13 protein-coding genes are annotated in these 13,498 nt (G+C 67.6%); 9 read left to right on the forward strand and 4 right to left on the reverse strand.

The window, feature by feature from the left end:
* Positions 1–61: 61 nt before the first annotated feature.
* Positions 62–616 carry a F0F1 ATP synthase subunit delta gene (locus SJY26_RS03135; RefSeq protein WP_396594704.1) on the reverse strand — a complete coding sequence of 185 codons (555 nt, stop codon included), beginning with the start codon at positions 614–616 and terminating at the stop codon, positions 62–64.
* Between the two features lie 269 nt (positions 617–885).
* Here SJY26_RS03135 and SJY26_RS03140 point away from each other — a divergent pair, with 269 nt between their 5' ends.
* Together SJY26_RS03140 and SJY26_RS03145 are read left to right on the forward strand one after the other, a co-directional pair.
* Positions 886–1,716, forward strand: a complete 831-nt coding sequence (locus SJY26_RS03140) for a TerC family protein (protein ID WP_396594705.1) — start codon at positions 886–888, stop codon at positions 1,714–1,716.
* A complete protein-coding gene (locus SJY26_RS03145; RefSeq protein ID WP_396594706.1) occupies positions 1,716–2,540 on the forward strand; it encodes a glutaminyl-peptide cyclotransferase in 825 nt (274 codons plus the stop codon). Before SJY26_RS03140 ends, SJY26_RS03145 begins: the two co-directional genes overlap by 1 nt.
* 3 nt (positions 2,541–2,543) lie before the next feature.
* On the opposite strand, the gene SJY26_RS03150 is transcribed toward SJY26_RS03145, so the two are convergent.
* Complete coding sequence (locus SJY26_RS03150; RefSeq protein WP_396594707.1) at positions 2,544–2,774, reverse strand: hypothetical protein; 231 nt, start codon at positions 2,772–2,774, stop codon at positions 2,544–2,546.
* 242 nt (positions 2,775–3,016) lie between these two features.
* Here SJY26_RS03150 and SJY26_RS03155 point away from each other — a divergent pair, with 242 nt between their 5' ends.
* Positions 3,017–3,433 (forward strand): DUF2141 domain-containing protein, encoded by a 417-nt coding sequence (locus SJY26_RS03155; protein ID WP_396594708.1) that lies wholly within the window; start codon positions 3,017–3,019, stop codon positions 3,431–3,433.
* A gap of 24 nt (positions 3,434–3,457) precedes the next feature.
* Complete coding sequence (locus tag SJY26_RS03160; protein WP_396594709.1) at positions 3,458–4,924, forward strand: carotenoid oxygenase family protein; 1,467 nt, start codon at positions 3,458–3,460, stop codon at positions 4,922–4,924.
* On the opposite strand, the gene SJY26_RS03165 is transcribed toward SJY26_RS03160, so the two are convergent.
* Positions 4,921–5,643, reverse strand: coding sequence for a LytTR family DNA-binding domain-containing protein (locus tag SJY26_RS03165; RefSeq protein ID WP_396594710.1), 723 nt, complete (start codon positions 5,641–5,643; stop codon positions 4,921–4,923). The genes SJY26_RS03160 and SJY26_RS03165 overlap by 4 nt on opposite strands.
* Positions 5,644–5,775: 132 nt before the next feature.
* On the opposite strand from SJY26_RS03165, the gene SJY26_RS03170 reads away from it, so the two are divergent.
* Positions 5,776–6,186 carry a DUF2141 domain-containing protein gene (locus SJY26_RS03170; protein WP_396594711.1) on the forward strand — a complete coding sequence of 137 codons (411 nt, stop codon included), beginning with the start codon at positions 5,776–5,778 and terminating at the stop codon, positions 6,184–6,186.
* 84 nt (positions 6,187–6,270) lie between these two features.
* Here SJY26_RS03170 and SJY26_RS03175 read toward each other — a convergent pair whose 3' ends face one another.
* On the reverse strand, positions 6,271–6,999 hold the full coding sequence (locus SJY26_RS03175) for a TetR/AcrR family transcriptional regulator (protein ID WP_396594712.1): 729 nt from the start codon (positions 6,997–6,999) through the stop codon (positions 6,271–6,273).
* A 182-nt stretch (positions 7,000–7,181) separates the two neighbouring features.
* Between SJY26_RS03175 and SJY26_RS03180 the strand changes: the two genes are divergently transcribed.
* The 4 genes from SJY26_RS03180 (at position 7,182) to sucD (ending at position 13,254) form a co-directional block, all read left to right on the forward strand.
* Positions 7,182–9,389, forward strand: coding sequence for a TonB-dependent receptor (locus tag SJY26_RS03180; protein WP_396594713.1), 2,208 nt, complete (start codon positions 7,182–7,184; stop codon positions 9,387–9,389).
* A 122-nt stretch (positions 9,390–9,511) separates the two neighbouring features.
* Positions 9,512–11,023, forward strand: a complete 1,512-nt coding sequence (locus SJY26_RS03185; RefSeq protein WP_396594714.1) for a spinster family MFS transporter — start codon at positions 9,512–9,514, stop codon at positions 11,021–11,023.
* Between the two features lie 79 nt (positions 11,024–11,102).
* Positions 11,103–12,293: an ADP-forming succinate--CoA ligase subunit beta gene (gene sucC / locus SJY26_RS03190; protein WP_396594715.1), complete on the forward strand. Its 1,191-nt coding sequence runs from the start codon at positions 11,103–11,105 to the stop codon at positions 12,291–12,293.
* Positions 12,294–12,351: 58 nt separating this feature from the next.
* Positions 12,352–13,254, forward strand: a complete 903-nt coding sequence (gene sucD, locus SJY26_RS03195) for a succinate--CoA ligase subunit alpha (protein WP_396594716.1) — start codon at positions 12,352–12,354, stop codon at positions 13,252–13,254.
* Positions 13,255–13,498 lie beyond the last annotated feature (244 nt).

Here is a 13,498-nt window from a genome sequence, read left to right on the forward strand (position 1 = left end):
GCTCTCTGGCTTTCGTCGTTCTTGGGCGTCGGCGGCGGGGCCGACGGTCAATCGGTGTGGCTTAGGCCCTTTTCAGGGCGAACTTCATCTGGTCGAGCTTGGTCTTGAGCGAGGCATCGAACAGTCTCGACCCCACCTTGACCCGGAGACCGCCGAGGATCGCGGGATCGACACGGGCCGTCATTTCCGGGACCTTGCCGAGCGCGCTCGCCAGAGCTGCCTGGATAGCCTTCGTCTGGGCGGCCGTCAGGGCCTTGGCGGACACCACTTCGGCGGCGACGACGCCGGTGTGGCGTGAATACAGGACCTCGAAACCGGTGATGACCGCGCCCAGATCGCGGGCCCGGCCGTTCTGGGCCAGAAGGCCGAGGAAGTTGCCGGTCGTGGACTCAAACTTCGCGGCCCGGGCGATGGCCAGCAGACCCTTCTGCTGATCCTCGGCCGACAGGATGGGCGAGGTGGCCAGACGCCGCAGGTCCGCGCTCTCGATCCAGGCGGCCTTCAGCGACGCCAGATCGGCGCGCACAGCCTCGAGCCGGCCCGTCTCGAGGGCGAGGTCAAACAGCGCCTGGGCGTAGCGTGCGCCGACTTCCGTCGTTCTGAAATCGTCAGCCAAGGCCTGTCCGTCCGCTGTGCGTGTCTGTTCGAAATGACCGGTCGCGAGCCTCGCGCCGGTCAAAGGCTTGTATTGCTTATGGAAAGCACGCCGATGGCCGTTTCGTCTGAAACGTCCCTCGAAAGCCGGGCGCCTGATAGCATGGGGTTTTGACTGTCGCAACCGAGGCAGGACGGCACACCACCGGGAACCCGGGACCCGATTGGCCGCTTGATCGCCGCGACGCACCGTGGCCATTGGGGCTGACCCGCCGGCATCCAGGATCTTTCATGCTCGACAGCATCACCCCGCTTCTATCCGATCCTGCGGCCTGGGCCGCGCTGGTCACCCTGATTGTGATGGAGGTGGTGCTGGGGATCGACAATCTGATCTTCATCTCGATCCTGTCGAACAAGCTGCCGCCGGAGCACCGGTCCCGCGTGCGGCGCATCGGCATCGGCCTGGCGCTGGTGATGCGTCTGGCCCTTCTGTCGATCATCGCCTGGCTGGTCGGTCTGACCCAGTCGGTCTTTGCCGTCATGGGCAATGAATTCTCCTGGAAGGATCTGATCCTGATCGCGGGCGGGCTGTTCCTGGTGTGGAAGGCGACCAAGGAAATCCATCACACCGTCGACCCCACGCCCTCGCATGACATCCTCGACAAGAAGGACGTCGTCATCTCCAACGCCGGCGCGGCGATCGTGCAGATCATCATCCTGGACCTGGTCTTCTCGATCAACTCAATCCTGACCGCCGTGGGCATGACCGAACATCTCCCGATCATGGTGGTGGCGGTCCTCACCGCGGTGGCCGTCATGCTGATCGCCGCCGATCCGCTGGCCAACTTCATCGCCAAGAACCCGACGGTCGTCATGCTGGCGCTCGGCTTCCTGCTGATGATCGGCATGGTCCTGATCGCGGACGGTTTCGGCTTCCATGTGCCCAAGGGCTATATCTACGCCGCCATGGCCTTCTCGGCCGGTGTCGAGGCGCTCAACATGCTGGGACGATCGTCTGCGTCGAAGAAGGACAAGGCCAGAATGGCACGCGAGTCCGCGGATCAGGCGGAGGCGCGCGCGAAACAGGCGGAGGCCGAGGCGGCCGCCGACCCGGCCGGCTGATGCGCGGCCCGTTCCGGCTGCTGGTCGGGGCGCTCGCCGCCCTGGCCTGGGTCCCCGCTGCCCCGGTTGCCCGGGCGCAATCGACGCCCGCGCCCGCCGCGGCCATTGCGCCGGCCGAAGCCACCCGCCCCGCGCGCTATGGCTATGAGGTTGTCGCCAGCTGGCCTCATGACCCCACCGCCTTCACCCAGGGCTTGGAGTATGTGGACGGGGTGCTGCTGGAAAGTACCGGCCGCGAAAACTCCGGCGTTCGCCGCGTCAGGCTTGAGGACGGCTCGGTCACCCACCGGCAGACACTGGGGGGTCGCTATTTCGGCGAGGGACTGACCGTGGTCGGCGACCGGGTGCTCAGTCTCACCTGGACCGACGGCGTGGGCTTTATCTGGGCGCTCGACGATCTGGAGCCGCTGGGCCGCTTTACCTACAGCGGCGAAGGCTGGGGCCTGACCCACGATGCGACCCGGATCATTCTGTCGGACGGCGAGCCGCGCCTGCGCTTTCTGGATCCCGCCACCCTCGCCGAGACCGGATCAGTGCCGGTAACCGTCATGGGTCGGCCCCTGGGTCGCCTGAACGAACTGGAGTTCATCGACGGTGAGGTCTTCGCCAATGTCTGGCAGACCAATTTCATCGTCCGCATCAATCCCGACACCGGGGTGGTGACGGGGATCATTGATCTGACAGGCCTGCTGCCCGAGCCCGTCGCCAATCCGGCCGACGACGTCCTGAACGGCATCGCCTGGGATGCGGAAGGCCGCAGACTGTTCGTCACCGGCAAACACTGGCCCCGACTGTTCGAGATCCGGTTGACCGGACCGCAGTGAACCTCAGTCGAGGCGCGAGGCCCCGCCGGTGATCCGGCAGGCATAGTCCGTCTGCGGCCGGCCACTGGTGGCACCCGGGATCGGTGTCAGGATCCCACCGCGCGCGCGGCAGGCTTCGGTCAGCTGGTTCAGCTCCTCGGCATATGTGGGATAGGTGCGGCCCGCCATCGGGGCGCAGGCCGATGCCCCCATGGTCAGAATGACGGACACGGCGGCGACGGTGCGGGTGTTCATGGTCGTCTCTCCGATTTGGGCCCCCATCCTGCGCCCACGGGCGACGGGGCTCAACCGTCGACAGGCGTGTTTCCCGGCGGAACGGGTGGGCGTTCGCGCTTCGCCAGTGACCGTGGACCGCCATTGACGAAGGGAGCCCGTTCATCCCCGCAGGCGCGCTGGCGACGTGGGCGGACCGGGGGTGAGGATCATGAGGTGGAGACCCCACCGGGCCTCCGATCCAGACCTCAAGGGACCCCCTCATGATCCGCCTCGCCCTCGCCACCGCCCTCGCCCTGTCGGCCTCCGCAGCGCTCGCCGCCGAACCCGGGGCGTCTCTCGCCCTGACCTTCGAGCCCGGCGCGGAGACCGGAGCCATCATGGTGGCCCTCTATGATGAGGCCACCTATGCCGGGGGCCAGCCGGTCCGCGCGGTGAGCCTCGATGTGGCGGCCGGACAGCGCATCGCGACCTTCGAGGACCTCGCCCCCGGCGACTATGGCGTGAAGGCTTTCCACGACGTCAACGGCAACGGCCGGATGGACACCAATCCGTTCGGCATGCCGATCGAGCCCTACGCCTTCTCCAACAACGCCGTCGGCAACATGGGTCCGGCCAGTTGGGACCGCGCCCGCTTCAGCGTCTCGGGTCAGACGACCCAGACGATCTCGATCCGCTGATCAACGCCCTCCGGAGCCTTCGACATGACCCCGTCCCGCCGCCATTTCCTCATGGGTGCCGCCGCCCTGTCCGCCGCCGTCGCCACGCCCGAGACCGTGCGTGCAGCCTTGGCTCTGGAGGCTGCCGCGCCCTGGGCGCTGGCCACCGCCGATCTGGAGACCGACATCGCGCCGCGCGCCATGCGCCGCGTCCATGGTCGGGCCCCGGACGGGCTGGAGGGTGTGCTGTTCCGCAACGGGCCGGGCAAGTTCCGGCGGCCGGGCGGCAGCGCCACCCACTGGTTCGACGGCGACGGCCTGATGCGGTCCTTCACTGTGGCCAACGGCGGCGTGACCGTGGCCGCCCGTTTCGCCGACACGCCCAAGCGCCGGGTCGAAACCGAACTGAACGCTGTGGTCACCCCCGGCTTCGGCACGGCGGGTGACGCCCGGGCGCGGGTGGGGTCGAACGACGACAGCAACTGCGCCAACACGGCGGTGATGGCCGTCGGGGACAAGATCTGGGCCCTGTGGGAGGGCGGCTCGCCCCTGTCGATGGACGCCGACACCTTGGCTACCGAGCAGTTCGTCAGCCTGCGCCCCGACCTGAAGGGCATGCCCTTCCAGGCCCACCCGCGGTTCGCGCCCGACGGCACGCTGTGGAACGTCGGCACCACCGGGGATCAGGCCATCATCTGGCATCTGGAGGCCTCGGGATCCCTGATCGACGCCCGCGTCATCCCCCTGCCCCGCGCCAGCTATCTGCACGACTTCACCGCCACCGACCGGCATCTGATCTTTGTGCTCCAGCCCTGGGTGTTCGAGCGCCGGGGCATGCCCTACCTGACCCAGTTCGCCTGGAGGCCGGAACTGGGCACCCAGGTGATGGTGGTCGACAAGGCGGACCTGACGACGCGCCGGATCTTTGAGCTGCCGGCCTTCGGCTTCTTCCATCTGGGCGACGGCTGGGCGCGGGCCGATGGCACCATCCAGTTCGATGTGGCCGCCAATGTCGACAACACCTTCGCCGTCGAGGGGGCCCGGGTGCTGGTCGCCGGCCGCGGCGTCGTCCCGGGCGAGCCCAGCGTGATGAAGCTGGTCACCCTGCACCCGGACGGTCGCGCGGAGATGGCGTCGTCGGGCGTCGCGGGCGAGTTTCCCAAGGGCGACCCCCGGCGGGCCGGCCTCGAGCGCAGCCTGACCGTCCATGTCGCCGGGGAGCGCGGCGGACGGCCCCTGCCGAACGGTCTGGCGATCCAGGACTGGAAGACCGGCACCAGCCACGCCTTCAACTTCGACGACAGCCAGATCATGGAAGAAGCGGTGTTCGTGCCCAAACCCGGGACCAGCGACGAACGCGACGCGTGGCTGGTCGCGCCCTCGATCAATCTGGCCGAGGGCGTCACCGAACTGCATGTCTTCGACGTCGCTGCTGTCGAGGCGGGTCCGGTCGTCACCTGGCGCGCGGACGTGGCCCTGCCGGCCGGCTTCCATGGGGCATGGCGGGGCTAGTACCAGCCGGCCTCGCGCAGGGCGCGGGCGTAGCGGCGGCTGACCGGGACCGAGAGGTCGCCCTCCAGCGTCAGGGTCGCCCGCCCGTCGCCGCGCGCCACGTCGCGGACCGCGTCCCGGGCGACCCACCAGCTGCGATGGGTCTGGGCCCCTTCCAGACCCTCGAGCTCGTCCAGGGCGTCGGACAGCCGCATCAGGATCAGGTCTGACCCACGATCGGTATGGATCCGCAGATAGTGGTCCTCGGCCTGGACCGCCCGGATGGCAGCCCCGCGCAGCTTCATCGGCAGACGCTCGGGGAAGCGGGCGGCGGGTGCGCCGGCGACGGGCGCATGGGTCTGGACCGGTTGGGTCTTGACCAGGAAGACATTGAGCGCGCTCATCACGGCGGTCACGATCAGGACCGGCCCGACCATGAGAGGCAGGGTCCGCAGCGGATAGACCTCCCGCTCGAACAGAAGTCCGGTCACAAACCAGACCATCAGCGAAACGGGGCCGGTGATGGCGGCGGTCAGGGCCACGACGGTCAACCAGGGCCGCTCGTCCATATCGATCCAGCGCTCGATCCGGCGCGAGCACAGGTGCCCCCAGGCCGCCCCGGCCAGCATGACCGGGACCCAGTAGGCGAGCCTCAGCCCCAGAGGGGCGTCGGCGGTTCCGAAAGCCCCCATCAAGGCCAGAACGACGCCGGCTGCGCCCGCGAGGGTCAACCCCCGCATCGCGGTCGCGCCGGATGTCGCCGCTTGCCGGGCCGGTGATGCAGCAGAAGGCGGGAGAGGCATGGCTGGACGGAAGGGCTCGGCGGATGTCATCTGGGGCGGGGCATTCGCAAATCACCTGAAGGCGTTTCGATGAAGATGGCAATCGCGGCCATGGTTCTGGGTCTCGCCACGCCGGTGGCCGCCCCTGAACTGAGACTGGACGTCACGACCCGTGAGCCGGGCGGATCGATCGCCGTGGCCGTCTATCGCGACGCGGACTCGTTCCGGCGCGGCGAGGGACCGGTAGCCAGCCGGATCGTACCGCGGACAGGCCCGGTGACCGCCGTGGTCCTGACTGGCCTCGCTCCCGGTCGCTACGCCGTCGCAGCCTTTCACGACACCGACGGCAACGGCGACCTGACCCTGTGGCCGTTCGGCCTGCCGAAGGAAGCCTATGGCTTTTCGAACGACGCCCGCGGCCGCTTTGGCCCCCCCACCTTCGAGGCCGCCGCGATCGATCTTCCGCCGGCCGGAACGCACAGCGCCCTCGCCCTGCGATAGGCCGCCCGCGCCGCCCGGAAAGCCGCAAAAAGACTGTCCGTAGAACTGCCAACCCGGCCAGAGCCGCAGGTCCGCTGACCTTGGCTAGGGCTTCTCGCAGACCGCCCGGAAACCCGCCGCCGCGAACCGCACCATATAGTCACAGGCCGTCTCCAGATCGCCGGACCGGCACCGTCCGTCGGACAACCGGTCCAGCCGGCCGGTCTCGCCCAGCGTCAGGGTCAGGGCCCCCGAAAGATTGTGCCAGCCCCAGTACAGATCCTCCTCACGCGCCTCCGGCAGGAGGATACGGATCAGTTCGATCAGGCGCCGGATCGCCGGGTCGAAATAGCGGGCCATGGTCTCGCCCCCGAAGGCCGGGTTGGCATTGGTCTGGGCCACCAGGGCGGAATAGTGTTTCCAGCCGGGCCCGCCCTTGAGCGACCACTGGAAGGGGGGCTCCAGAAAGGCGCGCAGCAGACCCTCAAGCGTCATTGTGCCGGCCCCCTCCTTGCCGGAATGGGCGAGAGCATAGCGGTTGATCGCCTCGACCCGGTCGTTGTTCCAGACCTCGGCCCGGCGCAGGAAGACGGCGTCAAAAAGGTCCCGCTTGGCTCCGAAATAGTAGTGGACGAGGGCCGTATCGACGCCGGCCTCGCGGGCGACCTCGCGGATCGTGACGCCATAAAAGCCGTGTTTGGAAAACAGGTCCTCGGCGGCGTCGAGGATCGACTCCCGCGTGTCGCCCCCGATGGCCTGGGCCTTGATCTTGGGCGGGCGGCCGCGTTTCGCGGGGGTGGCTGCGGCCGGCCGCGCGATGTCCAGCTTGGTCATGGTGTCCAGCTAGTCACGAAAACCCGGCCCGGTGCAACGGCGCCACAGCGACCATCAGACCGGAGGCGGGCCGACAGCGGCCGTTTGACAGCGACCGCAAAGGTCGTCAGTTTCCGTGAAAATCATCGAACGCTGAATAAAAGCGTCGACGGCCTGGAAACAACATTGGGAAGGGGTTTCACATGAACAGACTCATGAAGAGCGTACTGCTGGCCGGGGCCGCGTGGAGCGCCGCCTCGACCATGGTCATGGCGCAGGACGCCGTACCGCAGGGCGAACAGACGGCGCTGGACGACATCGTCGTCACGGCCCGCCGCCGCGACGAACAGCTGAAGGACGTGCCGGTCGCGGTCTCGGCCCTCAGCGCCGAACGCCTTGAACAGACCGGGGCCGCCGACATCACCGCCCTGCAGCAACAGACGCCGAACGCCACCGTCCAGATCGCGCGCGGCTCCAACTCGACCCTGATCAGCTTCATTCGCGGCGTCGGCCAGCAGGACCCGCTGTGGGGATTCGAGCCCGGCGTCGGCCTCTATGTCGACGACGTCTATATCGCCCGCCCGCAGGGCGCGGTGCTCGACATCTATGACGTGGAGCGGATCGAGGTCCTGCGCGGGCCCCAGGGCTCGCTGTACGGCCGCAACACGGTCGGCGGCGCGATCAAATATGTGACGGGCCGGCTGGACCGTGACGAGGCCGAACTGACCCTCAAGGGGGCCTACGGCTCCTACAACCAGATCGATCTGCTCGCCTCCGGCAGCCTGCCGATCAGCGACACCCTGCGCATCGGTGGCGCGGTCGCCAGCTATGATCGGGACGGCTACGGCCGGAACCTGAACACCGGTGCCGAACACTATGACAAGGACGTCCTCGGCGGCCGCCTGAGCGTGGAGTGGGAACCGACCGACACCACCTTCTTCCGCCTCGCCTATGACGTGGTCGAGGACAATTCGAACCCCCGTCACGGCCACCGCGAAGTGGCCGGGACCGGAGCCGATGCCGGCGTGCCGGGCAGCGTCTATGACACCCGCGCGGGTGCCGGCGACGACAACTCGGTCCGCACCGAGGGCCTGTCCCTGACGGCCGAGGTCGTCCTGAACGACACCTGGACCTTCAAGTCGATCACCGCCTATCGCGAGGGCGACACCGACACGATCATCGATTTCGACAACACACCGCGTCCGACGCTCGACATTCCGGCCTTCTATACGGACGACCAGTTCACCCAGGAGTTCCAGCTCCAGTTCGACGCCGACCGCCTTCAGGGCGTCGTCGGGGTCTATTATCTGGACGGCACCGCGGCAGGCGCGTTCGACACCGTGGCCGGCAATCTGGGCATCGTGATCGGCACCGCCGGTTCGGTCCAGACCAAGAGCCTCGCCGTCTTCGGCGACGTCAACATCGACATCTCCGACCGCTGGCACGTCTCGCTGGGCGGCCGCTTCACCCAGGACGAGAAGACCGGCGAGGTCTTCCGCGCCAACTACGCCGGCGCGACCCGCAGCCCCCTGACCGGCGGCACCGTCCGCGCCCCGACCCTCTTGCGGACCAACTACACCCGGACCGATTCCTATTCCCAAGTCTCGCCCAAGTTCACGACCTCGTACGACTTCTCCGACCAGATCACCGGCTATGCGTCGTGGTCCAGTGGCTTCAAGTCGGGCGGCTTCGACATGCGCGGCGACGCCATCCTGACGCCGAACACGGTCAACGGGTACGACCCCGAAACGGTGGAATTCTTCGAGCTGGGCCTGAAGGGATCGGCCTTCGACCGTCGCCTGTCCTTCTCCACGGCGGTGTTCAACAACCAGTATGAGGACCAGCAGGTCACGACCCAGGTGGCCGCCGTCGGTGGCATCGCCAGCTTCGTCGACAACGTCGGCTCCTCGACCATCTCGGGAGCCGAGTTCGAGGGCGCGATCTTCTTCAGCGACAATTTGACGGCCAACTTCGCGGTCGGCTATCTGGACGCCCAGTTCGACGAATTCCTGCGCTTCAACCTGACGACCCAGCAGTTCGAGGACATCTCCAGCCTCGTCGTGCTGCAGAACGCCCCGCAGTACACGGGCTATCTGGGCCTGACCTGGTCGGGCGATGTCATGGGCGGCGAGCTGGCGGTGACGCCGTCGATCAGTTTCCGCGACGACTACAGCCTGTTCGAATTCCCCAACCCGCTGCTGGATCAGGAGGCCTACAGCCTCGTCGACCTGTCGGTGGTCTGGACCGCGCCGGGCGACCGCTACACCCTCGGACTGTTCGGCAAGAACCTGACCGCCGAGGAATATCGCGTGGGTGGCTACACCTTCCCGGGCGCGGTCTTCAACGACAGCCAGATCGGCTACTACGGGCCCCCGCGGACCGTGACGGCCTCGCTCCAGGTCAAGTTCTGAGACCGGCCTGATTGGAAACGACAGCAGGGCGGCGGTTCGAACGGGCCGCCGCCCTTTTTCTTTGCAGCCTGTCCCGCCACCGCTACGGTCGGTGAAAAGAACGAAAACCCAGGAGGAAGCCCATGAGTGACGCATCCGCGACCGTTCCGGCCGTCAGGCCCGGCTATCGCTACTACGTCCTGGCGATCCTGATCCTCGTCTATATGCTGAACTTCCTGGACCGGCAGATCATCGGCATCCTGGCGGCTCCGCTGAAGGCGGAGTTTGGCCTGTCGGACAGCCAATTCGGCCTGCTGGGCGGCATCGCCTTCGCCTCGGTCTATTCGACCCTGGCCATTCCCCTCGCCTGGCTGGCCGATCGCTACAGCCGGGTCTGGATCATGACCGGGGCCCTGGCGGTCTGGTCCGGCTTCACCGCCCTGTGCGGAATGGCCACCTCCTTCACCCAGTTGTTCCTGTTTCGCATGGGCGTGGGCGTGGGCGAGGCGGGCGGGGTCGCCCCGGCCTATTCCCTCGTCGCCGACTATTTCCCGCCGCACCAACGTGCCCGGGCGCTCGCCGCCTTCGCCTTCGGCATTCCGCTGGGCACGGCGGCGGGCACCCTCGTCGGCGGGCTGCTGGCCGCCACCTACGGGTGGCGCACGGCCTTTGTGGTCGTGGGTCTGGCCGGAGTGCTGCTGGCCCCCCTGCTGCTGTTCACCGTGCGCAACCCGACCCGGGGCGGCACCGATATCGCCAAGACCGAGGCGGAGCTGGCCGTCATCGCCGCCGCGCCGGAAGTGGGCTCGGGTGCCGCCGGGACGATCGCGGCGCGCATCATGCTGGGGATCGGCGCAGGCGCGCTGATCCTCGCGGCCCTGATCCGTTTCGCGGGCCTCGACCTCGGCAATCCGCTGCTGTTCACCTTTGGCGGCCTGCTGGCCGTGGTCATCGGCATCTCCCTGACCATCGCGCGGCGCACCGCCTCGGCGGTGATCCCCAAGCCCAGCTTCTGGCTGCTGGCCCTGGGCGCCGCCTCGTCCTCGGTGTGTGGTTATGGCGTCGCCGGTTGGCTCCCGCTGTTCTTCATGCGCAGCTTCGGCCTGACCCTCGCCCAGACCAGCTGGTACTATTCGGGCATCGCCCTGATCGGCGGGGTCCTCGGGATCTGGGCCGGCGGGGCCATCGCCGACAAGCTGTCGAAGCGCGGCAAGGGGGCCTATCCCCTGACCCCGGCCATCGCCTTCCTCATCTCGGCCCCCATGTTCATCCTGGCGATGAACTCGCCGTGGCTGATCGGTCTGGTCATCCCGGGCGGCGGCACCAATGCCCAGCAGCTGATCCTGGCCTTCCTGATCTTCCTGATCCCGACCGGCCTGAACCTGGCCTGGCTGGGGCCGATCACGGCCTCGATCCAGCATCTGGTGCCCGCGCCGATGCGCTCGACCGCCTCGGCCCTGTTCCTGCTGATCAACAATCTGCTCGGGATCGCCGTCGGCTTCTTCTATTTCGGCTGGATGAGCGACCTGCTGGCCCCGCGGTTTGGCGAGGAGAGCCTGCGCTGGGCCATCTATACTGGCATGGGCTTCTATCTGCTGGCCGCCGTCCTGCTGATCGGGGCCTCGCGGACGCTGAAGCGCGACTGGGTCGATTAGAGCCGGGCCGGTTGCGCCTGCGAAGGGGTCGCGCCTATAAGCGCGGCCAATCCTTCCCAGCGATCGCGGCGGTCTTTCCATGAACATCCACGAATACCAGGCCAAACAGGTTCTGAAGGGCTTCGGGGCCCCGGTCGCCGCGGGCGTCGCCGTGACCTCGGTCGATCAGGTCGAGGCCGCCGCGCGGTCCCTGCCCGGCCCGCTGTATGTCGTGAAGTCCCAGATCCACGCCGGCGGACGCGGCAAGGGCAAGTTCAAGGAACTGGGCCCCGACGCCAAGGGCGGCGTGCGCCTGGCCTTCTCGGTCGAGGAAGCCGTGGCCCATGCGAAGGAAATGCTGGGTAACACCCTGGTCACCGCCCAGACGGGCGAGGCCGGCAAGCAGGTCAACCGCCTGTACATCGAGGACGGGGCCGACATCGACCGCGAGCTGTACTGCTCCCTGCTGGTCGACCGCGCCCACGGCCGCATCGCCTATGTCGTCTCGACCGAGGGCGGCATGGACATCGAGACCGTCGCCCACGACACCCCCGAGAAGATCCAGACCATCGTCATCGACCCCTCGACCGGCGTGACCGAGGCCAATGTGGCCGCGATCAACGCCGCCTACGGCCTGACCGGCGCGGCCGCCGAGGACGGCAAGTCCCTGTTCCCCGTCCTGTATAAAGCCTTTGTCGAGACCGACATGGACATGTTGGAGGTGAACCCCCTCATCGTCATGAAGGACGGTCACCTGCGCGTCCTCGACGCCAAGGTCAGCTTCGACGGCAACGCCCTGTTCCGCCACGACGACATGAAGGCCCTGCGCGACGAGACCGAGGAAGACGCCAAGGAGATCGAGGCGTCCAAATGGGACCTCGCCTATGTCTCGCTGGACGGCAACATCGGCTGCATGGTCAACGGCGCCGGCCTCGCCATGGCGACGATGGACATCATCAAACTGTACGGCAAGGAACCCGCCAACTTCTGTGACGTCGGCGGCGGCGCCGGCAAGGACAAGGTCGCGGCGGCCTTCAAGATCATCACCGCCGACCCCAACGTCCAGGGCATCCTGGTCAACATCTTCGGCGGCATCATGAAGTGCGACGTCATCGCCGAGGGCGTGGTCGCGGCCGTGAAGGAAGTGGGCCTCAAGGTGCCGCTGGTCGTGCGCCTCGAGGGCACCAATGCCGAACTGGGCAAGAAGATCCTGAACGAGAGCGGCCTGACCATCCAGGCCGCCGACGATCTCGACGACGCCGCCCAGAAGATCGTCGCGGCGGTCGGCTGAGGCTCACGCCTCTCCGCCACCGCCCTGCTGACAGACACATCCAGAGATCGATAGACCCATGTCCATCCTCGTCGACAAGAACACGAAAATCATCGTCCAGGGCCTGACCGGCAAGACCGGCGGCTTCCACACCGAACAGGCCCTGGCCTATCACGGCACCCAGATGGTCGCCGGCGTGCACCCGACCAAGGGCGGCACCAACTGGACCGGGTCGAACGGCGAAAGCCTGCCGATCTATGCCTCGGTCGCCGAGGCGAAGGACGCCACCGGGGCCGACGCCTCGGTCATCTACGTCCCGCCGGCGGGGGCCGCGGCCGCCATCATCGAGGCCATCGACGCCGAGATCCCCTTCATCACCTGCATCACCGAGGGCATCCCGGTGCTGGACATGGTCAAGGTCAAGCGGCACCTGGAGGGCTCGAAGTCGCGCCTGCTGGGCCCCAATTGCCCCGGCGTCCTGACCCCCGACGAGTGCAAGATCGGCATCATGCCGGGCTCCATCTTCAAGAAGGGCTCGGTCGGCGTCGTCTCGCGTTCGGGCACCCTGACCTATGAGGCCGTGTTCCAGACCACCAACGAGGGCCTCGGCCAGACCACGGCGGTCGGCATCGGCGGCGACCCGGTCAAGGGCACCGAGTTCATCGACGTGCTGGAGATGTTCCTGGCCGACCCCAAGACCACCTCGATCATCATGATCGGCGAGATCGGCGGCGGCGCGGAAGAAGAAGCCGCCCAGTTCCTGATCGACGAGGCGAAGAAGGGCCGCAAGAAGCCGATGGCCGGCTTCATCGCCGGACGAACCGCGCCCAAGGGTCGCACCATGGGCCACGCCGGGGCTGTCGTCTCGGGCGGCAAGGGCGATGCGGAATCCAAGATCGCCGCCATGGAAGCGGCCGGCATCACCATGTCGCCGTCGCCGGCCCGCCTCGGCAAGACCCTGGTGGACGTGCTCAAGGGCTGACGACTTCCCTTCTCCCTTGCGGGAGAAGGTGCCCCGAAGGGGCGGATGAGGGGTACGAGGACGCATATCGGGCAGGATGAGCGGGGGACTGGCCGACAGGATCGGGAGTCACCCCTCATCCGACCTCGCGGAGCCTGTCCTCCGGCCGATCGAAGATCGGACCGGGGGCTCGGCCACCTTCTCCCGCAAGGGGAGAAGGGAATCGAAGGGGAACAGGGAATTTTTCTCCCTTTTCGCCCTCCTT

This window comes from Brevundimonas sp. R86498 (genome assembly GCF_044598075.1).
GTDB lineage: Bacteria > Pseudomonadota > Alphaproteobacteria > Caulobacterales > Caulobacteraceae > Brevundimonas.

Excerpts from the sequence above, each read along its gene's own strand:
- SJY26_RS03170 (WP_396594711.1), top strand. The coding sequence starts at position 5,776 with ATGAAGATGGCAATCGCGGCCATGGTTCTGGGTCTCGCCACGCCGGTG.
- sucD (WP_396594716.1), top strand. The coding sequence starts at position 12,352 with ATGTCCATCCTCGTCGACAAGAACACGAAAATCATCGTCCAGGGCCTG.
- sucC (WP_396594715.1), top strand. The coding sequence starts at position 11,103 with ATGAACATCCACGAATACCAGGCCAAACAGGTTCTGAAGGGCTTCGGG.
- SJY26_RS03180 (WP_396594713.1), top strand. The coding sequence starts at position 7,182 with ATGAACAGACTCATGAAGAGCGTACTGCTGGCCGGGGCCGCGTGGAGC.
- SJY26_RS03155 (WP_396594708.1), top strand. The coding sequence starts at position 3,017 with ATGATCCGCCTCGCCCTCGCCACCGCCCTCGCCCTGTCGGCCTCCGCA.
- SJY26_RS03175 (WP_396594712.1), bottom strand. The coding sequence starts at position 6,999 with ATGACCAAGCTGGACATCGCGCGGCCGGCCGCAGCCACCCCCGCGAAA.
- SJY26_RS03160 (WP_396594709.1), top strand. The coding sequence starts at position 3,458 with ATGACCCCGTCCCGCCGCCATTTCCTCATGGGTGCCGCCGCCCTGTCC.
- SJY26_RS03165 (WP_396594710.1), bottom strand. The coding sequence starts at position 5,643 with ATGCGGGGGTTGACCCTCGCGGGCGCAGCCGGCGTCGTTCTGGCCTTG.
- SJY26_RS03145 (WP_396594706.1), top strand. The coding sequence starts at position 1,716 with ATGCGCGGCCCGTTCCGGCTGCTGGTCGGGGCGCTCGCCGCCCTGGCC.
- SJY26_RS03150 (WP_396594707.1), bottom strand. The coding sequence starts at position 2,774 with ATGAACACCCGCACCGTCGCCGCCGTGTCCGTCATTCTGACCATGGGG.
- SJY26_RS03140 (WP_396594705.1), top strand. The coding sequence starts at position 886 with ATGCTCGACAGCATCACCCCGCTTCTATCCGATCCTGCGGCCTGGGCC.
- SJY26_RS03185 (WP_396594714.1), top strand. The coding sequence starts at position 9,512 with ATGAGTGACGCATCCGCGACCGTTCCGGCCGTCAGGCCCGGCTATCGC.